Genomic DNA, 23,568 nt, shown 5'->3' with positions numbered 1-23,568 from the left:
ATCTTGATCAATGATGTGCGCTAACAAGTATGCTAGGTTAAAATTCGGGATTGGGGACACACATATGGCTCAAACAAAATTTTTAGTTGTGCTTATGCTAGGAATAGTAATTCAACTATCCTTCCCAGCTGCTCCTGTCCATAATACTGCCTCCAGCGCAGAGCACGTAATCAACGTTAATCAGGCAGATGTTGCAAACGAGAGAAAAAGCAACATTCATTGTGATGACGACGAACAACCTGCCAGTAAAACGTGCTGTTATTGTTTAACTGACTCTGCTGATACATGTTTAATGGATGCGGGGTGCAACTCTGCAAGCTCACCTTTAGTATTAATTCCGTTCAATTTGCCAATAAAGTCAATTGGTTACTTGCAGCATCCTCTTTCATATGAAGGGAATGTTAAGCAAATGTCTTTTGATATTTTTTATCCTCCGAAATAGCTCCTGCTGAATTTCAATTAAAACTTTTTTCGAAATTTAATCATGCTAGATAGAGCTCTTAAGTTAAGTGACTTAAGGCTTGTAGGAGAATATATGAACCTATCTAAAATCACCGCTATTTTTGATCAACTTCGGCAAGACGCAGTGGAGGAGACTCTGGTTGGGTGTGGCGTTAGCGGCTTTACATTGTTTCCTGTTCGAGGTCGAGGCTATTACTTCGATAGTTATAACGATGATCACTTAGTTGAGCACGTACAGCTCGAAGTTTATGTGAACAGTGATGACGCGCGTGACGTTGCGTTTTTGGTAGTTGAAGCGGCCCATACCGGGGTATCTAACGAGGGCTTAGTCTGTATCTCGCCAATAGATGAATTGCTTTGGGTTCACGACAAACGAGCAGCGACTGATAAAGAACTCTCGTTACAACGTTAATATCGCGGCAACGTCGACTGAAGCATATTGGTAGTTTTAATAAATAGGACAGTACTGATGTCAACTAACGATCATAGAGCCGGAGTGCGGGAAATTAACTTAGTCAATCGCACGTTAAAGCTAAACACTGAGAGTGTGAAAAAAGTTCGCGAAGCGATTAACGAAATCGATCGCTTGGTTGGTCTTGATAGCGTTGCCTACGACTCTGACCAGAACTTGTTATCGGTCGCTTATGATGCCTCTAAAGTCGATCTGACTATGATAGAGGAAAAGCTCGGAATATTTGGTGTTGAAATAAATAGTGGCTGGTGGACTCACTTGAAAGAGGAATACTACAAATTTATTGATCAAAATATTAAAGATAATGCAGAGCATACACCGTGGAGTTGCCACAGAAGCCCGCCACGTACCAAAAGCAAACGAAAGTAACAATTAATTATAGGTAAGGAGTAAAAAATGCAAATAGAAACAATCAAAGATGTACTGAGTTGGACCGTTGATTTCCACAAAAACCTGAAGGAGTGTGTGACTCACTGCTCTAAACAAAACCAAGATGAACGAGCTCGGATGATTCTAAGCTACGTGTCGGGTCATGAGGCTAGCTTAGAGCGAATGGTCGAAGGTTTTTTGAGTACAGCAAACCGAAATGCATTAGACACTTGGTGTTATGACTATATTGGGAAACATCCCATCGTTGAGCATGGACACTGTGATTCGCCTTTTAAAGAGTTAGATACTGATCACATTATGGAGAACATTGTAAACCATCATGAGCAAGTCATTGAGTTGTATGAACACCTATATTCCCGTGTTGATATAGACAGCGCAAAAGAGCTGTTAGAAACAGTAAAAAACGTTGAAGAAAATGAAATTAAACGAATGGTGCAAACTGCGAACCGATTTTCGGATATGTAGTTAGTGAAAATTTTATCGTTGGTACTTTGTGGGAAAGAGCCCTGATTTGGTTAATTTTCCATAAATAAGGAGCACTTGTATGGGTGTGAAAACTGAGGACGTTAGTAGTAGTTCCATTGAGGAACTCATTATCGAGGGAGCCGGTTGCGCGAGTTGTGTTGGCAAAATCGAGAGTGCACTAAAGTCTGTATCCGGTGTGGAAAATGCAGAGATGAACTTTGCGCAGCGAACAGTCAGTGTGACAGGAACAGCAAGTCCGAGCGCTTTAGTGAAAGCGGTAGAGAAGGCGGGGTATAGCGCTAAAGTAGCCACTTCCCAAAGTGGCGATGATGCGTTGGCAGAAAAAGAGCAAGCCGACTGGGCTTACTATAAGCGACTGATGCGTGAGATGACCGTCGCGCTGTCGTTAGGTGTACCCCTAATGATTTATAGCCTTTTTGTTGGTGAAATGACGGTTACCACTACCTCAGAACGTGTGACATGGTTAGTCGTAGGTATTCTAACGTTAGGTGTACTTTATTTCTCTGGCAAACACTTCTTTGTTGGTGCCTGGCAATCCCTGAAAAATCATTCCGCTAATATGGATACGCTGATCGCGCTTGGTACTGGTACAGCCTGGTTGTATTCTATGGTGGTTGTAATCGTTCCACACCTGGTTCCGGAAATGGCGCGTCACGTTTACTTTGAAGCGACTGCGATGATTATCGGTTTGATCAATCTGGGGTTGGCACTTGAACTGAAAGCTCGTGGGCGCACGTCCGAAGCCATAAAGCGTCTCATTGGTTTGCAGGCCAAAACAGCTAGGGTGATTCGTGACGATAAACAATTGGATATCGCCATCGAAGACGTACTCGAGGAGGACGTAGTACGTGTTCGTCCCGGAGAAAAAATCCCTGTTGATGGAAAAGTTATAGAGGGAAGTACCACCGTTGATGAATCTATGCTAACGGGTGAACCCATGCCCGTGGAAAAATCAGTTGGTGATGACGTTGTGGCGGGCACGATAAATAAAAGTGGTTCCTTTTTGTTTCAAGCGACAAGAGTCGGAAAAGATACAGCACTTGCTCAAATTATTAACATGGTGAAACGGGCGCAAAACTCTAAGCCCCCAATCGGTCGTCTTGCCGATGTTATTTCAGCTTACTTTGTGCCAGTCGTTATGATTATCGCTGTTATCAGTGCTCTAGCTTGGCTTAACTTTGGGCCTGAGCCGGCACTGGCCTTTGCTGTGGTATCAGCGACCACTGTCTTGATTATTGCTTGCCCTTGCGCATTAGGCCTGGCGACGCCTATGTCGGTAATGGTGGGTGTAGGAAAAGCCGCAGAGGCAGGTGTGCTGATTCGCAATGGCGAAGCATTGCAAACAGCGTCGAAAGTATCGGCTATGATCCTGGATAAAACGGGCACCATTACACTTGGTTCTCCTAAAGTCACCGACGTATTAGTAGCGAGTGAGTACGATGAGCAAACCGTACTGCAACTTGCAGCGACACTTGAGTCTGGCTCTGAACATCCGCTAGCACAGGCGATAGTTGAGTCAGCCAGGGAAAGAGGGATTAAGACAAGTAAGGTCTCGAACTTCAACGCCATCGCTGGTCATGGCGTGGAGGCAGAAGTTGACGGGAAGTCCCTCCTTTTCGGTAATGAAAAGCTGTTGCGTGAACGTCAAGTTGAGCTCGGTAACTTTGTTGAAAAAGCCCAAGGCTTAGCTGCTGAAGCTAAGACGCCTATGTACTTTGCCGTTGATAATGAGTTAGCTGCAATTATTGCAGTTGCCGACCCGATAAAAGACGACTCCGTAGCCGCCATTAAACGTTTGCAAGATAACGGTGTGCGAGTAGTGATGCTTACTGGTGATAATCGCGCGACAGCAGAAGCAGTTGCTGAAAAAGTAGGAATTAAAGAATTTTTCGCTGAAGTTCTGCCGGAAGAAAAATCAAAAAAGGTTCAGGAGCTGCAGATGGAAGGCGAAATCGTTGGCATGACGGGAGATGGTATTAATGATGCGCCAGCACTGGCTATTGCCAACGTGGGCTTCGCCATCGGTACGGGCACGGATGTAGCCATTGAAAGTGCTGACATTACTTTGATGCGGGGGTCGTTACATGGTCTAGCTGATGCAGTAGCTGTAAGTAAGGCTACTCTGCGCAATATCAAGCAGAATCTATTCGGTGCTTTTATTTACAACGTGGCAGGTATACCTTTTGCCGCAGGTGTACTGTACCCGTTTCTCGGCATTCTATTAAGCCCTGTCATTGCCGGTGCAGCCATGGCTTTTTCGTCACTCACGGTAGTGAGTAACGCTAATCGGTTGCGCTTTTTCAAAGCGAAGAGTCACTGATTCCTCTTTTAATTAGAGCTCTTTCAGGAGAGTAAAAATGTTATTTATTAATATCGCTGGCTTAACATTAATTGCACTGATTGTCTGGTGGTTTTGGCTTTATGAACCTGCTGAGAAACAGGCGGAAGAAGGTGAGATTGTAATTACTGTAGAAAACGGTACCTACTCACCTTCGCGTATAAAGGTGCGAGAAGGCAAGCCTGTTGAGCTTAAATTTCTGCGAAAGGATCAATCTCCTTGCTCTGAAACTTTGCTCATTCCCAAGCTAGAAATAAGTGAAACGTTGCCTTCTAACAAATTAAAGCAAATTCAAATACCAGCGCTGGAACCCGGAGAGTACGACTTTCATTGCCAGATGCAAATGTATCGGGGAAAGCTAGTTGTCGGTTAAATGGCTTAAAACGTCCAGGTCACAATATGAGCTTTAAAAGTTTCCCGTTAGATTCGATGAAATTCAATTTCATCGAAGGCATTGAAGGATTCGGCAATAAATATCGCCGTTATATGAGGTCTACGTCAGCGTGGGCTCCAAGATTTAACGATAGTGAAACAAAGTAAAATTAATGAGACCAATACAATTTGGTCATAGTCAAGAGGGTAATAAAATGAAAAAAGTACTTTCAGCTTTAACTATCACAGCTTTAATGGCCTCTCCTGTCTTTGCTGATGCACAGCATAAACATGGTGATGATAAAACAGGTTCAATGAGTGGAATGATGCATCATGAAAAAATGACATCAATGAATGAGCACATGCAAGAAATGCGCGAAGCTATGGAAAAAATAAAAAGCGAATCCGATCCCAAGAAACGTAAAAAACTAATGGAAGAACACATGAAGTCAATGCAGAAGGGAATGCAAATGATGAACCATGGGATGGATAAAGGCATGAACAAAGGAGAACATAAAAAGGGAGACAAAGCAGAGCAAATGGGCAAAGAGAATATGATGAATAAAATGAAAATGATGGAGCATAGAATGGATATGATGCAAATGATGATGGAGCAGATGATGGAACATCAGAGTGAAGAAAAAAAGGAAATGTAGTAGAGATTAAGCTCTCCGTTGGAAATGCCGCTACTTGCAGTGTGCAAGTAGCGGTACTTTTTCAATATATCTAATTTACAACGGTATTTTTAAGGAGGAAGTTATGAAACTTAATGCAAAGAAATTTGGCTTAGCAGCTGGCGGTGCTTTCGCAGTTTTATGGGGAGTTTGTAGCTTGCTAGTGCTTATTATGCCCTCTAGCATGATGGCTTTAACAGAAGGCATGGTTCACGGAAAACTCTCTGGTTTCGAGTGGCATTTGAGTTTTAGTGGATTTGTTACGGGATTATTCGGGTGGTCCTTGGGAGCTATGATTACTGGCTGGCTAATTGTAACGTTATATAATAAACAAATGAAAACGGCTAAATGAGATTGTTGTCAAACTGGAAGCCTTTAAATCTGTTGCTCTGAAACTTTGCTTATTCCTGATCTGGGGATCAGCGATACTTTACCGACCAATAAGTTAAAGTTGATCGAATTGCCAGTATTAAAGACCGGAGAATACGATTTTCATTGTCAGATGCAAAGGTATCTAGGAAAACTTATTGTCAAATAAGTGAGACAAATAAGAGCTAATATGAATGAAAAAAAAGTGCTTATAACAACTATTATCACTCCTGAACTAGCTTAACCTATCACCAACCAGCAGCTAACCCCGAAATATTGGTAACTGTCCAGTGAAGTTAAGCTAGGTTATCTCACCCAGCGCAGCAAGATAATTGGCTAACATCTTTAGTAAACGTTTGAGCGCATAATTTTAAGCCTTCTACCATCGTAAGGTATGGGAAGAGCTCATCAGCCAACTCATTGACTGTCATTCCTGCTCTTATCGCCATTACAGCAGCTTGAATCAACTCACCAGCTTCTCCTGCGACGACTTGAACACCGAGCAGCCGGCCGCTGCCACTTTCTGCGACAATTTTTATAAACCCTTGGGTATCGAAGTTAACCAATGCCCGTGGGACATTTTCAAGGCCCAACGTGCGGCTTTCGGTGACGTAACCACCAGTTTTAGCATCAGCTTCTGATAAACCCACCGTGGCGACTTGTGGATCAGTAAAGATAACCTCGGGCATGGCACTGAGATCAAGATGCGCATCACCGCCCGTCATGTTAATAGCGGCTCGGCTGCCGCCTGCGGCGGCGACATAGACAAACTTCGGCTGATTCGTACAGTCGCCTGCCGCATATACTCTTGAGTTAGAGGTTTGCATGCGATCGTTAATCGTTATGGCACCGCGCTCGGTTTGTACGGCGATGGTTTCTAAATCGAGGTTTTCCGTATTGGGCGTGCGGCCTGTGGCCACGAGCAGTTGTTCTGCTTTTAATGTTCCGGCATTGGTTTTGAGAATGAAGTGTTGTCCGTCGTAACGCACTTCGCTGGCTTCTGTATGCTCAAGCACATTGATGCCTTCGTGATAAAAAACAGTGGCTATTGCCTCACCAATGGCAGGCTCGTCTTGGGATAACACCCGACTGCGAGCCAAAACAGTAACTTCACTACCGAGACGCGCGAAGGCCTGTGCTAATTCAAGAGCAACGACCGAGGCTCCAATAATAGCGAGGCGCTTAGGAATGTTACTTAGCCCTAATGCGCTTGTCGAAGTAAGGTAAGGGGTTTCAGCTAAGCCGGGGATGGGTGGTTGTGCGGGTCGGGCCCCGGTGCCGATAAAAGCACGGTCAAAGTGAACCGTTTGCTCACCGCCATCGCAAAGTGATACGGAAAGAGTTTCATCGTTTATAAAGCGGGCTTCGCCGTTAATAACGGTAATGGCGGAATTCTCTCTAAGAATACTCTGGTATTTGGATTCACGGAGTTCTTCTACCCGAGCCTGTTGTTGCTCGAGGAGAGCTGATCGATTTACCTTAAGAGTATGGGTACTTAAGCCTTTATCAAAAGGGCTTTCTCGCCGCAGTTGGGCGATATGAGCCGCTCGGATCATGATTTTAGACGGGACACAGCCAATATTGACACAAGTTCCGCCAATAGTACCTCTCTCAATGAGCGTCACTCGGGCACCTCCCTCGGTCGCTTTGAGTGCCGCAGCCATCGCACTGCCGCCGCTACCAATGACAGCAATGTGTAAATTGTTATTACTCATAACGGTTACTCCTTGGTCTTTCAGTTTTACAGCAGCTATAAGGCATTGTGATGTTTCATGACTGATTTTTTGGTGCCGTTGCTTTCAGTGTTGATGGGTATCCTGCATTTGTCGTTGCTTCAGTGAGCTGCTTAACTGACGTTTTTTCGTCGTCGAATGTCACGGTTGCATCCCGCTCTTCAAAACGGACATCGACGGCGCTCACACCTGCAACTTGGCCAAGTGCAGCTTTGACAGTAATTGGGCAGGTGACGCATGTCATACCGGGTACTGATAGCGTAACCGTTTTCTCAACCGCCAATGCGGGCATGCTAAACAGTAAAAATAAAATGGTTGTTATCATTGTTTTTTTCATCGTGTATTGCCTCCTAGTAAAACAAAGGAACAACATAGGGGTAAGCCAATGCTGTTAAAGTAAGCACCGCAACGAGCCAAAACATCACTTTGTAGCTCTTACGAGCATTTGGCGTTGCGCAGGTGTTATCAGGGTTGCAGTCATCAGCACGCCGGTATATTCGACGCCAGGCAAAGAATATGGCAATCAATGCAATGGTAATAAAAATGGGTCGATAAGGCTCAAGTGCTGTGAGGCTCCCAATCCAGGCCCCGGATACACCGAGTGCAAGTAATATGAGGGGACCCAGACAACACGCAGATGCCAGAGTCGCTGCGATCCCTCCCGCGAGAAGAGAGCCCCGACCAGATTTTGAATTTGACATAAGAGTAACTCCTTCGGGCATTTTGCTTTAATGTGTTAATCTTAAACCCGTACCTCACTACGGAAGCAATAGCTATGTTAAAAAAACGCAACGTAATGACAATTGGCACGCTGGCCAAAACAGCCGGCGTGGGCGTGGAAACGGTGCGCTATTATCAGCGCCGAGGGCTAATGAGCGAGCCGGAAAAGCCGTATGGGGGGATCCGACATTACGACGAACAAGCGCTTGCTCGGCTTCATTTTATTCGCGCGTCTCAATGGCTTGGATTTAGTCTGGATGAAATTGGTGAGCTATTAACTCTGCAAGATGGCGCTCATTGCGATGAGGCACGGGAGCTTGGGGAGCAAAAGCTCACCAGTGTTCGTCGAAAGATATCGCACTTACAGCAAATTGAACGAGCGTTGAATGAGCTGGTGCAAAAATGCAGCGCCGGACACGGAGATGTCTATTGTCCACTGATGGCCTCGCTTAATGACGGGGTTGAGGACGCTACCACGGACAAACATAAGGTGCGTTAGTCTGTGTAGTAAAACTTTTGAGCGGAGTTCTTTAACTGAATTGCTTTATAGCTAACGCCAGCCATACACAAGAATCCCCATACCGGTTAGCACAAACGCCGTGCCAATCAGGTCGAAATTGGATAGTGGCGATTTATCGACAATTCGCAGCCAGACTATGGCAGTTAACACGTAAATACCACCATAAGCTGCGTAGACCCGCCCGCTTTCCGCCGGATGAAGTGTTAACAAGTAAGCAAATAAGGCTAAGCTCACTGCCGCCGGAATGAGCAACCAAACCGAATGGCCCTCTTTGAGCCATAGGTAGGGTAAATAGCATCCGACAATTTCAGCAATTGCGGTGGCAATAAATAAGCCCAATGTTTTCATTAAAAATAATGCACTCATTATCAGTTGTCCCTACAGGCTTCATCAGGATCTTCTAGTTCTACCGTTGTATGGCTTAAAGCATAGGGCGCAAGGACGTCATCGATGCGCTGTTTTAAATCGCTACGGGCCTCGATATCAAGGTTTTTAGATAACACCAAATGAACGGTTAATACATGCTCCTCGCCATCTAGTGACCAAAAATGCAGATGGTGTAGGTCAGCAACATGAGGTAGCTCCAGTAAAGTGTCAGCGACTTGTCTGTAGGTTTCTTTGTCCGGAGTTGCTTGTATGAAGAGTTTCAGCGTTGCCCACAGGTTGCGCAGCACATTCACTAAAACAAACATAGTAAAACCAATCGACAGTAGCGGATCGAGAATTGGCCAATCCACAAACAGCAAAACAATACCAACGATAAGTACAGCGACCCAGCCGAGAACATCCTCCAGCAAGTGCCAGTTAATAACGCGTTCGTTTAACGTTTTGCCCTCTGACAATTTGTAAGCAGCAAATCCATTAACTGTAATGCCAACGACGGCTAAAGCAATCATGCCATCAGCGACGGGCATCAGAGGGTTCCAGAGTCTGGGAATTGCTTCCACAAGTACCCAGGCAGAGCCTGCGATTAACACAACGGCATTAATAAATGCACCGGCAAGATTCAGTCTCTTATAACCGTAGGTAAAGTGTTGGTTAGCCTGTTTTTTGCCAAGTTTATTTAGTATCCACGCGAGACCTAACGACAGGCTATCGCCAAGATCATGAACGGCATCAGCTAAAATGGCGGTACTGTTGGTAAGAAAACCACCAATGAACTCAATAATGGTAAAAACAAAGTTAAGCAGAAATGCCCAACCTAATCGGTTGGACGGCATGTCCTTTGAGTGATCATGGTTATGGTGATGTCCCATAATACGTTCCTCTTTTAATAAAAGGGGGCGACAATAACCGTCCCCTTAAATGCTATTGAACCCTAACGGCTTAAATCCTTAATTTTTTGTTTCGAAAACCAAGGATAGAGCACGGGTAAGATAACCAATGTCAGCAGAGTAGCTGATACCAAACCACCAACAATGACGGTAGCCAGTGGGCGTTGAATTTCAGCCCCTGCACCGGTTGCAAACAGCATGGGAATGAGTCCTAACGCTGAGGTTATTGCAGTCATCAATACTGGGCGGAGTCGCGACCATGCGCCATCAAACACGGCATCATTAACCGCATGCCCATCGGTTATTCTCTGGTTAATACTCTCGACCAGAACCACACCGTTTAGTACCGCCACACCAAACAGTGTGATGAAACCCACGGCGCTGGGCACCGATAAGTACTGTCCTGACACATAGAGAGCCACAATACCGCCGATGACTGCCAATGGTACATTCACCAAAATCAACATGGCTTGACCCATGGTGCCGAAAGCAAAATAAAGCAGCAGGGCGATGAGTGCCAGCGATATGGGAACGACAATGGACAAGCGCTCCTGTGCTCGTTGTTGACTTTCGAACTGGCCACCAATGTCGACTGAGTAACCGGTTGGTAAATCCACCTTTTCGTCAATCGCCTTCCGAATATCGGCAACCACGCTGCCCATGTCACGACCCTGAACGTTTGATTGAATCACAACGCGACGCTGGACATCATCACGACGGATTTGCGGTGGTCCTGATTCAATTGCAACGTTGGCGACTTCGCCTAAGGTTACCCAGGCCCCTGAGGGGGTTAACAGGCGTAGCGAGCGAATAGACTCCGGCGTATCGCGGAATTGCTTGGCCAGCCGCACGTAAATATCATAGCGCTCATTACCGCGAATGATCTGCCCTGCCGAAGCGCCGCCTAAGCCATTGTCGACAACACTTAGTACATCGGAGGCATTTAAGCCGTAGCGTGATAGTTGTTGGCGTTTCGGCGAAACCACCAGTTGTGCTTCACCTTTTATTTGCTCCATCGCTACCGCAATGGCCCCGTCAACTTGCTTGACGGCACTTTCTATTTCCTGGCCTTTACGGGCCAGCACGTCAATCTCGGGTCCAAATAGTTTGATGGCTAGTTGCGATTTTACACCTGAGAGCAGTTCATCAACCCGTGTTGCGATAGGTTGTGAAAAATTAAACAACAAGCCTGGGTGAGCATCGAGTTTTGCCTCCATTTTTTCTTGTAAGGCGTAGCGATCCGATGCTGTTGTCCATTCAGACTGCGGCTTAAGACCCACGTATATCTCGATATTGCTGATAGGCTCTGGATCACCGCCCACCTCGGCTCGTCCAATGCGGCTGAGTGCATAGGTGGTTTCCGGGAACGACATCAAGATTTTTTCAAGCTTAGGTGCCACCTCTAAGGCCGTTTCAAGGTTAGAGGAGGGGGCTAATGTCACGCGAATATTAATCGTGCCTTCTTCCAGTTCGGGAGCGAACTCCGTGCCGAGACGAGGCACTAACACCAAGGCGCCGACAAACAGCACACCGGCCAGGGTAATAACGGCCTTTTTACTGCGTAAAGCGACCGACAATAGTCTTTTATAACCATTATCTAGTGGTTTAAGTAGTTTATTTTCACGAGGCTTAATACCCCGACTGAAAAAGTAACTGGCTAATGCCGGTACAACCATAATGGCCACAAAAACCGCGGAGATAATGGCCAACATAATACTGATAGCCATGGGCTCAAATAATTTAGCTTCAACACCCTGAAAACTAAACAGTGGCATAAAGACCACCAAGATAATCATGGCGGCAAAGAACACCGGTCGTGCCACTTCGTTAGCTGCTTCTTTAACTCGCAGCTTGATACCATGGCTATCGAGTTTGGCTGCCTGAGGATCTGGGTCGCGGTGCTCTGTGCGTTGCTCGGCGTCGTCTTGGTGTTCACTATCCGGGCGACTTAAGTGCTTAAAGATGTTTTCAACCATCACCACGGAGCCGTCGACCAGCATACCAATTGCAACAGCAATCCCGCCCAGCGACATCAGGTTAGCTGACATGCCCATTGCGGACATTACCATCAGGGCAATGGCGATAGAAACGGGAATGGACAGTAACACTAAAAAAGTAGCGCGTATGTTGAGCAAAAACAGTGCTAATACTGCGATAATAAAGACAAAGGCAATGAGCAGTGAATACGCGACCGTAGATACGGCTTTTTGTATTAAATCGGCCTGATCATAATACGGCTCAAAGGTGACACCCTCGGGTAATGCTTGCTGAATAAGCGGAATGCGCTTTTTAATACCGTCGATGGTGGCTTTGGTATTCGAGCCCATGCGTTTGAGCACAATACCCGACACCACTTCGCCCAGCTGGTTAACCTCGCTGTCGACTTTACGCGACATTGAGACCGCCCCCTGGCGAATTTCACTACCGATTTCGACGTCGGCAACCTGGCTCAGTGTTACGGAAACGCCGTCAACGGTTTTGAGCGGTATTTGTCGTATTTGTTGCAGGCCTTTTTTACCGCTATCCAACCAGCCGGTGCCGCGAATAACCAACTGCTCCTGACCGCGGGGCATATACCAACCACCAACGTTACCGTTATTCTTGTTGACCGCGCTCATCACATCTTGCTGTGTGAGTTCGTAAGACAGTAACTTCGCGGGATTTAGGTTAACCTGATATTGCTTAACCTTACCGCCAAAGGACAAGACTTCGGTAATTCCCTCAACGGGCATTAGTAGCAGTTTAACCACATAGTCGTTAAGACTGCGTAGCTCCATACTGCTGACACCGGAGCCCGGTTCGGCAAGTAGCAGATACTGATAAACCTGGCCGAGGCCGGAAGAGTTAGGACCCATTTCGGGTGTACCTACGCCTTCGGGTATCAACTCCTTTGCCGCCTGCAGTCGTTCAAACACCAGTTGCCGGGCAAAGTAGATATCGACACTCTCGTCAAACACTACGGTAATGCCCGATAAACCTGTTTTTGAGATTGACCGAACCTCTTTGACGTCGGGCAGAGCATACATCACCGACTCTATCGGATAGGTAATCAGCTGCTCGACTTCGGTCGCTGCTAACCCGGGGGCCTCCGTATTTACCGTTACCTGAACGTTGGTAACATCGGGGAAGGCATCCAGATTAAGTTTGGGAATAACAAAAAATGACGCAATGCTGATGCTGAATAAAGCCAATACCAATAACAGGCGATTGGCGACAGCAAACTGAATAATGCGCTGAAACATACAACCTCCTGTTAGTGGTTATGTGGGTCAAAACCGCCTTTAGCGATTTGTGAGCGAACGAAAAACGCGCCGTTGTCTACGTATTTTGTGCCTTCCTTAACGCCTCGAATAACTTTCCACGGACCCTTTTCATCAACCAATTCGACTTTCTTCGGTTCAAACTTTCCGGGTTCGTGCTCAATGAATATCTGCCAGTCACCATCAGGGGCCCGCATTAAGGCTGAGTCCTTAACTGCAAGCACCGGTCCATCCGACTTGACTGAGAAATAAACATCCGCAAATAAACCAGGGTGTAATTGGTCCTTTTCGTTATTTACCGCAAGTCGTACCGTTCGGGTGCGGGTTTTATGGTCTATTGTGTGGCCTTCCTGAATGACTTTTGCCGCAAAGCGCTGATTGTCGACACTCACTGTAACAGGATCACCAAACTGCACACTAAGGTCAGCTGAGCCTGGTAGACGAGCATTAACCCACAAGGTTTCTTCTTGCAGCACTTCAACCAAGTGATTACCGGCATTAACTTGCTGGCCTTGCTTGAAGTTATCGCTAACCACAATCCCGCCAATTTCTGAGGTCAGTTGGTATTCGCCGATAGGGTAGTTAGCTTTACTTAAACGCTTAATGTCGCTGGCTGACATACCAAATGCTTTGAGTTGCGCTTGCGCTGAGGTAAAGGCGTTTTTCGCTTCGACAAAGCGTTTTTCACCCACCGTTGACTCGCCGAGTGACTGCACGCGTTGCCACTCGTTAAGTGTGACCAAATACTGACTTTGCGCCTCCGCCATGGTCGCGCTGAAGAGGGTTGCCAGCGGCTCACCTTTTTCGACGTGGTCGCCAATACTGACAAAACGTTTGAGCACGGTCGAGTCGATGCGCGGACTCACGATGTAGCTGTTAAAGTCGTTAGCAACCACCTCGCCCGGAGCATAAACCGGGTATTCAATAACTTGAGTTTGCAAGGTTCGCGTGGTGATATACGCCATGGACAGCTGCTTGCTGGATAGCTCCACGCCTGCACTTTCCTTATGTTCACCTTGCTCGTGTTTGCCTTTTTCCTTGTGGGTATCTTCTTTTTCGTCGTGTCCGTGTTCATCCTGCGCCATAACCGAAAAGCTCAGCGCAAGTGCTATTGCTGCGTATAAAGGTTTTACTGACATCGTTTACTCTCCAATCTCTGCGTTTGTTGGCTGGCTTAACGGCGATAACGTCAGCGCTTTACTGAGTTCGCCCGAACGGTACAACCATTCAATGGCGGCCAACCGATATTGTGTTTGCAGCGCTATCCCTGCAAATTGGCTATCGAGCTGCTGTTGCACAGCGGTGAGGTAGTCTGTGGTGGATAGGTCACCGGCGAGCCAGGACTGTTCAATCACCTGCATCGACTCATCCTGCCGAGATTGAAAGTCTTTTTGCCAGCTTTGCCACTGTTTTTTCACAAAGCGATAATTGTTAAGAGATGATTTCAGTGCTGCTTGCCATTGTTGCCTTAGTGCAATCAAACGTTTTTCTTCAGCAACAGCTTCGCTATTGGCTGCGCGCACCGCATCGCTGTAGTTATTGCGAACCTGTAGTGGAATGCTGAATGATAAGCCAATTACTGTTTCGTTATCGCTCTCGCCCGCTTCGACGCCTACGGTTGGGTTGGCGGAGGTTAACGAGCGTTTCCAGTCGACATCGGCGCGCTTTAATTGCCATTGCAGGTAAGCAGCTTTTAACGCCGGATGTTGTTGCCAGCGAGCCGTTAACGCAGGTTCAACGTTAAATAGCTCCTCATTCACGGAGAGTTGAGCGACATCAATCGTGGTTAGCAGAGCGTTCAACTCTGCTTCAGCGGATTGCAGTTGTTGATAAGCCGCTGCCGTTTGTTGCAGTTGCCGACTTAGTGCGAGTACCGTCAGTTGTTCGTCGACGGCACCTAAGTCACCGGCTTTACGTCGTTCGGCAACCAGGCTTATCGCCTGTTTAACGATTTTCTCTTGCTGCTCGGCCAGTGCGTAACGCTGTTTTGCATCCAGCCATTGCACATAGACATTCAACAGAGTTTTAGCATGCGATGTCGCCGACTGGCGATAAATACTCACTGCCATAGCCGTCATGGCGTCACTCTGACTGGCTCTTGCTTCATTGCGAGTGCTCCAGTCCAGCGTTTGGCTTAGACCAACAGCGTAATTATTGATGTCACCCTCACGCTCTAAGCGTGACGATAAGCTAGGGTTGTACAAAGGCTGACTTAATTGTTTGCCCTGTTGAATGAGTGCTTCAGCCTGCTGTTGAGCTGCTTCAACACTGGGGTGTTGCTGAACAGTTTGTTGCCACTGCTCGGACAGATCCTGTGCATGGGCATAGCTTGAGCTTATTGCCAGGCTGGCGGCAACAAACAAGCGTTTGCTATGTGTCGAAAATGGACCCATAGAGAGACTCCTCGGTCATTTTACTGCGTTAATAATTCGAATTGATCCGCTGCGTTGCAACGTTTAAAACAGTTATGAGGAGATTGGAGGCCGAAATAGCGGTAAAGATAAAGGGTTAGAATAAACTTCAATATAACCAGAGCGAGACGTTTTGAAACGAGGGAGCGCCATAGCTTTTTCTGATTTCATTGCATAAAGATGGAATGAACCGTGGCAGTGACAGCAATGATGACAATCAAAACTGATATCGCCATTAAGAGGAAGCTCCTCCTTATCAATATGAGATTCGTCGTGCTCAAAGCTGAGGTGCTGTTCGGAGGAAGACTGGTGAGACTGGTGCACGTCTGCGACTGCCTGACTAATTTGAGTCAGAACCGCAAACAAAATCACTATGATAAACCCCAGTCTGAACATTATAGCCCTTGGTTTGTAAAGCTATTAAACGATAACGTAATTAATATGGGTTTACAAGAATCTACTTGAGTTCCCAATGTTAGAGGCTGAGCAAAGTTTGTGAAATCTTAGGTTGATTGGTAATATAGCTCATCTTTGGGGAGTAGCCTGTTTCCATAGTTGGAAGCGTTCGTGTCAACATAATTGGCCACATGCCATGGTGCGAACACCTCTCGGTTGGCGAGACCATCGATATATCCATGCTGAAGGTTGGGCGTGTGGGTATATCGTGGACTCAGAATGCACAGCCGGAGATAACTCAATGAACCTAATTGCTCTTCTTTTACTTGCTTTTTCTATGTCAACGGACGCTTTTTCTGCGGCTGTCGGTAAAGGGGCAAGTCTTAACCGTCCTCGTTTTTTCGAAGCACTAAGAATGGGCGTGATTTTCGGGACGATTGAAGCAATAACCCCTGTTATTGGTTGGTTGGTCGGTAAATCAGCAGCCTCTTATGTTGAAGTCTGGGATCATTGGGTAGCCTTCTTTTTATTGCTGGCCCTTGGTTTACATATGGTTTATGAAGGCTTTAGACCCGGCGGAGAAGAGGTAGACAAACCCTCCAGACAATCGTTTTTTAAAGTTTCTCTTACGGCGTTAGGCACCAGCATTGATGCCATGGCAGTTGGTGTAGGCCTGGCCTTTATTGATGTGAATATTTGGCTTGCCGCGGTGCTTATCGGTTTAGCTACAACCCTTATGGTTACTTTGGGAGTGATGTTAGGGCGCTTTGTTGGAGCGGTAATAGGTCATTGGGCAGAAATGTTCGGCGGGATTACTTTAATTGGAGTGGGTTTTTGGATCTTGTTAAGCCACATATAAGAAAAGAGTTTATTAGGATAACGCTATAATTTCACTGTCTAATCTGAATTTGGTAGCTCTATCTGCACTTCAAACCCAGATGGCTGGATATTGTTAAATGATATCTTGCCATGGTGCAATTGTATTATTTTCGAGGTGATGGACAGCCCCAGACCAGAGCCGGCGATATTAGTGTGTTCGCGGAATCGATAAAAACGCTCTCCCATTTGTTCAGTTATTTCGGCGGGCACACCGCTGCCTTGATCTCTTATCTTGATAATAATGCTTGCCGATGTATCAACCGCTTCTATTTGTATAGTGGAGTCTGCCGGTGAAAATTTCATTGCGTTGGATAAGAGGTTGGTCAATGCGCTGACTATTAACGCGTTATTGCACGTTATTTTTATTGTGGGAACACCGATTTGCCATTGGTAGTCCTCGACTTGATTGATGGGTAGGCTATCAATCGCTAAGGAAACCAAGGTTTTAATTTCAATTTCATCAAAGTCGGCAGAATTATCCAAACTATCCAGTCGATTTAAACGCAAGAGTTGATTAACTAAATGCGACATCCGCTCTACGGCATGAAAAATAGCTTTACCGGACTGTTTAGAATCCTCCAGAGATTCAGCATGAATAATATTTTCCGCATGTACCTGAATGGCGCTTAACGGTGTGCGCAATTCATGTGACGCATCAGCAATAAAGCGCTTTTCCCGCTCTGAAAACATCTTAATTTGATGTAATAGTTTATTAATTGCCTGTTTTATCGGGATCAACTCTTTGGGCAGGTCGGACTCAATTGGAGACAGGTTATTTAACGCTCTGGCTCTTAAGTCTAAGGCAAATCTGTTAACGGGTTTCAGTACAAGATAAATAATGAAGAGTATAATTAGGCTGATAGGAACCCACATCAATAATAGCGGGTATAGTTGTTCTGAAGCCAGGTAGCCACTTAGCTCACTGCGTACATCCTGTCGTTGAAAAGTGCGCACCCAGATGCCTTTAGATTCTGAGAAATAACTGTAAATAAACCATGTTTGCGCATCATTCTCTAACGTATGGTAGCCAGCCTCTAAATTTTTAAGTGGTAGTACCCGGAGCTGATTGGTGAAAGCCAACAATTCACCATTGGCACTGTATATATGATAGCCGATTTTTGACTCGTACTTATGGCCGCTAGGGCCCCTCTCATTAGCGGGCTCGTCTTCACCGGTATCATCATAGTTTGATATCGGGATTCTTTTGGGTACTGAGTGAGTTTCCGGGGACGGTGTATAAAATGTTGCTAGCGACTTTGCGGTTTGTGCGAGTTGCGCATCAAAAACTTCATCCAATTCGTGCAGGATATCCCGATAACTGGTCCAGGCTGTAATCGCTAATACCGCAATTACAGCTAAGTTAATGCCAATAACCAATGAGCGGCGAAGCGACCAAAGTTTCATAATGATTCGTCTTTTAATCGATAGCCTAAACCCCGGATGGTGGTTATCAGGCTAGGATCCAGTTTCTTGCGCAAATGGTGAATGTGAACCTCTAACGAATTGCTTTCGTTATCACCATTCCAACCATAACATGCGCTCTCTAGTTGCTCTTTACTCACTATTCTGCCCATATGTAATGCTAATTGTTTAACTAACAACCATTCTAACCGGGTCAAATTGATGACTTTATTGCGGAAACGACATTGTTGTGATGCGATATCAACACTGAGCTCACCGCAGATTATAACATCGTTTAATTGCTGGTTTGCTTTTCGTACCTGAACCCGAATACGGGCTTCTAACTCACGCAGTTCAAATGGCTTTACAACGTAGTCATTGGCTCCCTCATTCAGTGCCAGCACCTTCGTATCAATGTCATCCCAAGCGGTGAGCACGACAATAGGAACTTGTTGGCCTGCCTTGCGGAGCTTTTTGATGAGGGATACCGCATTACCATCGGGTAGGCCGAGATCAAAGATTGCGAGTTCGAATTGGTCGGTTTTGAGAGCACTTTCCGCTTGTGACAGATTCATAGCTAGTTCGACAACATAACCCATACGGTTCAGGCCTTTAATGATACCTTCTGCCAAGGTTTTGTCATCTTCAAGGAGTAGTAGACGCATTCGCATATCTCTCGTTAATCTGCGTTAAATCAAGGTTTGCATTATAAAGTGACGTTTCTACATTAAAGTAACCCAATACAGTATGCGAGAAATTATCATGGCTAATATCGGCATCTGAATTATTTTTCGTCATTTCAAATGTCTTTGTAGGCCAGGTTATCCATGGAATATGACGCTGTTCTTTAGGGGCTAACCAGTTCGGTAAACCATGCAGGTAGATACCGTTATCACCTAGGGACTCACCGTGGTCGGATACATACATCATGCTGCTGTCCAGCTCGTTGTGGCTCCTCAACAACCTAATGACCTGACTGACGAGCCGGTCCGTTATCAATAAGCTGTTGTCGTAGGCATTTATAATTTCGTCTTTTGTGCAGTTCGTTAATTCCCGGCTTTTGCATTCCGGAAAAAATCGTTTGAGTTTTTCTGGTGAACGCTCGTAGTATGCTGGTCCGTGGCTGCCCATTTGGTGAAGTACAATGATTGAATCCTGAGTGATGTTTTGTAACCAGGATTTCAATTCATCAAGCATATCAAAGTCGTAGCAGCCCGTTTCTCCACACCTATTTTCATTCATTACAATGGTATTAATACGGTTACAGACGTCTTTGCACCCGGAGTTATTTTCAATCCAGGTCGCATTGATACCGGCGGTTTCTAAAACATCTAATACATTACTCGAACTTCTGGCGGCGTTGGAATAATTATCAGCCGTTAAAAAACTGAACATACAGGGAACAGAGACAGCCGTGGCTGTGCCGCATGACATAGCATCTTTGTAGCTCAAGAGTTGCTCTGATGTTGCCAGTTCCGAGAGCATGGGGGTTGTCGGCCGATCATAGCCATTGAGTGAGAAGTGATCGGCACGTGCCGTTTCGCCCAATACGACCACCATGATTCTTGGTTTTTCCGAGGCTTTAGTTTGCACTGCGTCCTGCCCCAAAGCGGTAAACTGAGCCGGCTTCTCGAGCTTTTGTCTTACAACTGAGACGCTCGCAGAGACGACATTGAAGGGTGCGATCCGATATTTTATATCCCGATGGTTACGAAATAAGGAGGCAAAGTCGTCATAACTTGTATAAGCAATACCAACCGCTAAAAAGCAGAAGCAGGCTGTTGCAACAAGACTCTGTTTAATCTGTGTTAGCGGTCTTGCTTTGGGGATTTTTATGTACACCAGCAATAAAGAAGGGACGATACCCAGTGCTATTAATGTGATAAAAAAACCGGTAGAAAGTTGGTCTCCTGCCTCTGCCGGATCGGTTTCTATGGTGTTGATAAGCATGTCGGGGTCAATAACAATGCCGTATTGCAACATATAAAATGAGGCTGGTGCAGCCACAATCATTAAAATAATCGCCAGTGGCTTGAACGCATTAACGAACCGGCTTAACGCTAGCACAAAGGCATAAAAACAGAGTGTGAATGCCATTAACTTAAACTGTGTGAATGGTTTTACACCGTAAGCCTCCAAAGCGCTTAACAATGGGCCGGAGTAGGCAAAGGTTAACCAGGTCGCAACGACCGTTAACAGTAGTGAAAAATTAAGGGTTAGTCGTTTCATGCTGTTCACCTATATGAAAAATGAATAACGCGATGCTCCAGCAAATAAAGGCTGTGGCGATATCGTCGACGAAGAAGTGGGCGCCACGCAGTTGTTGTGCAAAGCCGAGGATGAAGCCGACAAGAAGTGACAAAACGGCCGATGTCTTAGCAAGGTCGGGGCGGTTTTTACGCCAGAAAAAATAAAGTCCGATCCACGCAAAACCGATACTCGAATGCCCCGACGGAAAGCATCGTCCAGAGCTAAAGTGACTGTCACTTAACGACCACAAATTAACGTAGGGTTTAGTGCCGCCGTATAGACGCAGATCCCAGGGGCAGTCCATACCCAGAGTGGCCTTGAGGTAATTAACCAAGCCAAAAGACAGTAAAAGGGATAAGAGCAGCAGCACATAGCGACGCCGCTGAGAGTGATTTTTTCCCGGAAAAAACTGGACTAAGGTCAAGGCTAATAGCGAAATGACTGCGATTAGATTGAGGTTGCGCACACCTTCATGAAAAATAGTTTCAGTAACAAAGTGGTGTTTAAGTGACCACTGAAAACCCTCGAGTTGATAGAGTTTATTGGCAACTAAAAACTTGAGATCAAATAATTCTGCCGTTGTTAATACAGCAATAAAAATTAGTAGCGTAAACAGCCAACGTTGCCAGATCGTTGTCATTTTCAAAACGGCCATAATAGCGCTGCCCAAACGATGATGAACTGAAGGATGGCAAGGAATACGGCAGCCGACGCAATATCCTTCGCGCGCCCGCTAAGTTCGTGAAAGTCCTCACCGATGCGATCGACCACAGCTTCGACAGCGGAATTAAGCAATTCAGTAATGAGCAAGCCGGACAGAGACAAAAACATTATTAGTCGCTCTATTAGCGCCAGCGGTGCCAGAATTAAAATAGGCGCTAATAAAATGACCAGTACCACTTCTTGACGGAACGCCGCTTCAAAAAGCCATGCAGCCTTAAGCCCTTTTATGGAATACCGAGTTGCATGAAGTATTCGGATTATTCCGATTTTACCTGGTTTCATGATGATTCCTGTCACGATAAAAACTGCATCCTAAGCAACCAATATTAAGTTCAGCTTAAGGTTCCCCGTTTACTATCCAAACCATCATCAAAACTGGGTTGGATTGTTAATGCATAATGTTTATTTGCTAAAGAGAGGGGGAAGGTCGTTAGCGCACTATCGCACGCTGATTACCGGGTTTGGGCTTGGGTTAATTATTTTGAGTGTCAGCCGTCTACTGCTCTTTATCTGGCAGCATGAGCGCGTAACAGAGGCCGGAAATATTGGCTATCTGATGATGATGGGATTGAGGGCTGACGTTGTTCAGATGGGGTATCTGACACTGCCATTATTGTTATTGGCGCCGCTATTTCTAAACCGCTGGGGTGTCGGGCTTTGGCAGAAAATTCAGGGCATCTGGCTGATTGTTGCTATTACCTATATTGCGTTTATGGAGATATCAACGCCTGCCTTTATTATGCAGTACGATTTGCGGCCTAACCGTTTGTTTATTGAATATTTAGCATACCCCAAAGAAGTGTTTAGTACGCTCTGGGGCGGTTTTAAACCCTGGTTATTTTTAAGCGGTGTGGTTGTGATTGGCTTTTTATATGGGTTAACTAAATTAGCAAAGTGCTTGAATAGATCAACCGGCGTTGGGCACAAACACATTGTCAGTTCGCTGATTGTCTGGCCGGTATTGGTGATTCTTGTTTTTGCGGGGGTTCGTTCAACCCTGGCGCATCGGCCGGCTAACCCGGCCTTTTTCGCGGTGACCTCTGATGCATTGGTGAATAGTTTAATTATTAGTTCAGCTTATTCGGTGGAATACGCAATTTATAATATACGCCACGAGGGGAGTGCTGCCCGTGTTTATGGTAGTGCCTCAATCGAGCAAATACTCAATACCGCGAAAAAACAACCTCACTTAGTCGCGAAGACCTTTCCGTCAGAGCAATACCCAACGGTGCATTTTAATACCGCTTCCCGTAACTACGATAAACCGAAGAATATTGTTGTTATTCTGGAAGAAAGTCTGGGGGCTACTTTTGTTAAAGATTTAGGTGGCATTGGTGTGACGCCAAACCTTGAACAGTTGCGGCAGGAAGGTTGGTGGTTTAAGCAACTATACGCGACGGGAACGCGTTCGGTTCGTGGCATTGAAGCGGTCATTTCAAGCTTTTTACCGACACCTGCACGCAGCACGGTAAAACTCTCCTTGTCGCAGCAAAACTTTTACACAGCGGCTGATTTGCTGTCGCGTAAAGGCTATTTCACCGAGTTTATTTACGGTGGTGAAACACATTTTGACAATATGGGAACCTTTTTCATCGGCAACGGCTTTCAGTCAACACTGGGGCAAAGTGACATCACTAATCCACAATTTTTGGGTAGTTGGGGAGTAAGTGACGGCGATTTATTTAATACCGCGCATCAGCGCTTGGAAGAACTGGGAAAAGCCGGACAACCCTTCTTTAGTTTAGTTTTCACTTCTTCAAACCACGAGCCGTTTGAGTTTCCTGACAATGCAATTGAGCTTTATTCAAAGCCAAAAAATACGGTTGAGAATGCCGTGAAATACGCTGATTTTGCTTTGAGTCAGTTCATTGAAAAGGCTAAAAATAGTGACTATTGGGAGGATACAATTTTTCTGATTGTTGCTGACCATGATACGCGTGTCTACGGCAACGAATTAGTGCCCATTAATAAATTCCGTATACCCGGACTTATTTTGGGTGGGTCGATTCAACCCAGGGAAATCGACTCAATAGCCAGTCAAATTGATTTATTACCGACCGTTATATCGCTTGCGGGTATTTCTGCCTGGACCCCGGCAATAGGGCAGGATCTATCAGCAAAAGATGTACCACCCGCTAATCGTGCGATGATGCAGTTTGGTAGTAATTATGCGTGGATGACTAACGAGGGCGTGGCCATATTAACGCCGGGCGAGGATATGACGGGTCATTACGACGTTCAGAAAAACCGCTTTGTCGCAGATGATAAGACGAATAGCCAATTACACGAAGAGGCACTGGCACATGCGTTGTTGCCATCCTGGCTGTATCAAAATCGGGCTTACTTTGTGCCGGAAGGTCTCAACTAGAGTGCTTATTAGTCTGGTCGCTTAAGATTTTCTTAATAAAGGGTATTCATAATGATTCCTGACAATCAAA

Annotated in this window: 25 protein-coding genes and 1 riboswitch; of the genes, 12 read left to right on the top strand and 13 right to left on the bottom strand. The window is 45.8% G+C overall.

Going from position 1 to position 23,568, the window contains the following annotated elements; genetic code table 11:
* The first annotated feature begins 64 nt into the window (after nt 1-64).
* From Q5L94_RS09960 to Q5L94_RS09920, 9 genes are all read left to right on the top strand, one after another.
* On the top strand, nt 65-442 hold the full coding sequence (locus Q5L94_RS09960) for a hypothetical protein (RefSeq protein ID WP_133540735.1): 378 nt from the start codon (nt 65-67) through the stop codon (nt 440-442).
* Between the two features lie 93 nt (nt 443-535).
* Nucleotides 536-874 carry a P-II family nitrogen regulator gene (locus Q5L94_RS09955; protein WP_034818190.1) on the top strand — a complete coding sequence of 113 codons (339 nt, stop codon included), beginning with the start codon at nt 536-538 and terminating at the stop codon, nt 872-874.
* A 57-nt stretch (nt 875-931) separates the two neighbouring features.
* A complete protein-coding gene (locus tag Q5L94_RS09950) occupies nt 932-1,303 on the top strand; it encodes a hypothetical protein (protein WP_034818188.1) in 372 nt (123 codons plus the stop codon).
* 27 nt (nt 1,304-1,330) lie between these two features.
* Entirely contained in the window at nt 1,331-1,789 is a 459-nt protein-coding gene (locus Q5L94_RS09945; protein WP_173921184.1) for an ATPase, read from the top strand.
* A 79-nt stretch (nt 1,790-1,868) separates the two neighbouring features.
* Nucleotides 1,869-4,130 carry a heavy metal translocating P-type ATPase gene (locus Q5L94_RS09940; protein WP_173921183.1) on the top strand — a complete coding sequence of 754 codons (2,262 nt, stop codon included), beginning with the start codon at nt 1,869-1,871 and terminating at the stop codon, nt 4,128-4,130.
* A 37-nt stretch (nt 4,131-4,167) separates the two neighbouring features.
* Nucleotides 4,168-4,521 carry a cupredoxin domain-containing protein gene (locus tag Q5L94_RS09935; RefSeq protein ID WP_105307083.1) on the top strand — a complete coding sequence of 118 codons (354 nt, stop codon included), beginning with the start codon at nt 4,168-4,170 and terminating at the stop codon, nt 4,519-4,521.
* A 214-nt stretch (nt 4,522-4,735) separates the two neighbouring features.
* The gene (locus Q5L94_RS09930) at nt 4,736-5,176 is read left to right on the top strand and encodes a hypothetical protein (protein WP_034818226.1); all 441 of its coding nucleotides are present in this window, start codon (nt 4,736-4,738) and stop codon (nt 5,174-5,176) included.
* A gap of 103 nt (nt 5,177-5,279) precedes the next feature.
* Nucleotides 5,280-5,546, top strand: a complete 267-nt coding sequence (locus Q5L94_RS09925) for a DUF5676 family membrane protein (protein WP_034818180.1) — start codon at nt 5,280-5,282, stop codon at nt 5,544-5,546.
* A gap of 45 nt (nt 5,547-5,591) precedes the next feature.
* Entirely contained in the window at nt 5,592-5,732 is a 141-nt protein-coding gene (locus tag Q5L94_RS09920) for a cupredoxin domain-containing protein (protein ID WP_153849795.1), read from the top strand.
* Nucleotides 5,733-5,874: 142 nt separating this feature from the next.
* Here Q5L94_RS09920 and merA read toward each other — a convergent pair whose 3' ends face one another.
* Genes merA through merT form a run of 3 tightly spaced genes read right to left on the bottom strand, consistent with a single transcriptional unit; the run spans nt 5,875 to nt 7,997 of the window.
* Nucleotides 5,875-7,278 (bottom strand): mercury(II) reductase, encoded by a 1,404-nt coding sequence (merA, locus tag Q5L94_RS09915; protein ID WP_034818177.1) that lies wholly within the window; start codon nt 7,276-7,278, stop codon nt 5,875-5,877.
* 55 nt (nt 7,279-7,333) lie between these two features.
* Nucleotides 7,334-7,633 carry a mercury resistance system periplasmic binding protein MerP gene (gene merP / locus Q5L94_RS09910; RefSeq protein ID WP_034818174.1) on the bottom strand — a complete coding sequence of 100 codons (300 nt, stop codon included), beginning with the start codon at nt 7,631-7,633 and terminating at the stop codon, nt 7,334-7,336.
* Nucleotides 7,634-7,646: 13 nt separating this feature from the next.
* Entirely contained in the window at nt 7,647-7,997 is a 351-nt protein-coding gene (merT, locus tag Q5L94_RS09905; protein WP_011234881.1) for a mercuric ion transporter MerT, read from the bottom strand.
* A gap of 74 nt (nt 7,998-8,071) precedes the next feature.
* Between merT and merR the strand changes: the two genes are divergently transcribed.
* On the top strand, nt 8,072-8,515 hold the full coding sequence (merR, locus tag Q5L94_RS09900) for an Hg(II)-responsive transcriptional regulator (RefSeq protein WP_011234880.1): 444 nt from the start codon (nt 8,072-8,074) through the stop codon (nt 8,513-8,515).
* A gap of 51 nt (nt 8,516-8,566) precedes the next feature.
* Here merR and Q5L94_RS09895 read toward each other — a convergent pair whose 3' ends face one another.
* The 5 genes from Q5L94_RS09895 to Q5L94_RS09875 all read right to left on the bottom strand — a co-directional run bounded on the left by Q5L94_RS09895 (nt 8,567) and on the right by Q5L94_RS09875 (nt 15,463).
* The gene (locus Q5L94_RS09895; protein ID WP_011234879.1) at nt 8,567-8,902 is read right to left on the bottom strand and encodes a YnfA family protein; all 336 of its coding nucleotides are present in this window, start codon (nt 8,900-8,902) and stop codon (nt 8,567-8,569) included.
* 2 nt (nt 8,903-8,904) lie between these two features.
* Entirely contained in the window at nt 8,905-9,792 is an 888-nt protein-coding gene (locus Q5L94_RS09890; protein WP_317498266.1) for a cation diffusion facilitator family transporter, read from the bottom strand.
* Between the two features lie 62 nt (nt 9,793-9,854).
* The gene (locus tag Q5L94_RS09885; protein ID WP_317498265.1) at nt 9,855-13,052 is read right to left on the bottom strand and encodes a CusA/CzcA family heavy metal efflux RND transporter; all 3,198 of its coding nucleotides are present in this window, start codon (nt 13,050-13,052) and stop codon (nt 9,855-9,857) included.
* 11 nt (nt 13,053-13,063) lie between these two features.
* Entirely contained in the window at nt 13,064-14,209 is a 1,146-nt protein-coding gene (locus Q5L94_RS09880) for an efflux RND transporter periplasmic adaptor subunit (RefSeq protein ID WP_054490611.1), read from the bottom strand.
* Nucleotides 14,210-14,212: 3 nt separating this feature from the next.
* Nucleotides 14,213-15,463 carry a TolC family protein gene (locus Q5L94_RS09875; RefSeq protein ID WP_317498264.1) on the bottom strand — a complete coding sequence of 417 codons (1,251 nt, stop codon included), beginning with the start codon at nt 15,461-15,463 and terminating at the stop codon, nt 14,213-14,215.
* Between the two features lie 539 nt (nt 15,464-16,002).
* A riboswitch (yybP-ykoY riboswitch) is annotated at nt 16,003-16,140 on the top strand.
* A 38-nt stretch (nt 16,141-16,178) separates the two neighbouring features.
* Between Q5L94_RS09875 and Q5L94_RS09870 the strand changes: the two genes are divergently transcribed.
* Entirely contained in the window at nt 16,179-16,736 is a 558-nt protein-coding gene (locus Q5L94_RS09870; protein WP_110014392.1) for a manganese efflux pump MntP family protein, read from the top strand.
* A 38-nt stretch (nt 16,737-16,774) separates the two neighbouring features.
* Here the strand turns inward: Q5L94_RS09870 and Q5L94_RS09865 are convergent, their stop codons facing one another.
* The 5 genes from Q5L94_RS09865 to Q5L94_RS09845 are packed head-to-tail and all read right to left on the bottom strand — an operon-like array spanning nt 16,775 to nt 21,412.
* A complete protein-coding gene (locus Q5L94_RS09865; protein ID WP_110014391.1) occupies nt 16,775-18,160 on the bottom strand; it encodes an ATP-binding protein in 1,386 nt (461 codons plus the stop codon).
* Nucleotides 18,157-18,822 carry a response regulator transcription factor gene (locus Q5L94_RS09860; RefSeq protein WP_110014390.1) on the bottom strand — a complete coding sequence of 222 codons (666 nt, stop codon included), beginning with the start codon at nt 18,820-18,822 and terminating at the stop codon, nt 18,157-18,159. Before Q5L94_RS09860 ends, Q5L94_RS09865 begins: the two co-directional genes overlap by 4 nt.
* Nucleotides 18,803-20,386 (bottom strand): phosphoethanolamine transferase, encoded by a 1,584-nt coding sequence (locus tag Q5L94_RS09855; RefSeq protein WP_110014389.1) that lies wholly within the window; start codon nt 20,384-20,386, stop codon nt 18,803-18,805. The genes Q5L94_RS09860 and Q5L94_RS09855 overlap by 20 nt, the downstream gene beginning before the upstream one ends.
* Complete coding sequence (locus Q5L94_RS09850) at nt 20,367-21,062, bottom strand: phosphatase PAP2 family protein (RefSeq protein ID WP_110014388.1); 696 nt, start codon at nt 21,060-21,062, stop codon at nt 20,367-20,369. Before Q5L94_RS09850 ends, Q5L94_RS09855 begins: the two co-directional genes overlap by 20 nt.
* Entirely contained in the window at nt 21,050-21,412 is a 363-nt protein-coding gene (locus Q5L94_RS09845) for a diacylglycerol kinase (protein ID WP_110014387.1), read from the bottom strand. The genes Q5L94_RS09850 and Q5L94_RS09845 overlap by 13 nt, the downstream gene beginning before the upstream one ends.
* Nucleotides 21,413-21,521: 109 nt before the next feature.
* Between Q5L94_RS09845 and Q5L94_RS09840 the strand changes: the two genes are divergently transcribed.
* Nucleotides 21,522-23,498 carry an LTA synthase family protein gene (locus tag Q5L94_RS09840; RefSeq protein WP_317498263.1) on the top strand — a complete coding sequence of 659 codons (1,977 nt, stop codon included), beginning with the start codon at nt 21,522-21,524 and terminating at the stop codon, nt 23,496-23,498.
* Nucleotides 23,499-23,568: the final 70 nt, after the last annotated feature.

It is taken from the genome of Idiomarina sp. Sol25, from assembly GCF_033052775.1.
Taxonomy (GTDB): Bacteria; Pseudomonadota; Gammaproteobacteria; order Enterobacterales; family Alteromonadaceae; genus Idiomarina.
The sequence above is the reverse complement of the archived record's forward strand: the minus strand, read 5'-3'. Positions and strand labels throughout refer to the sequence as shown.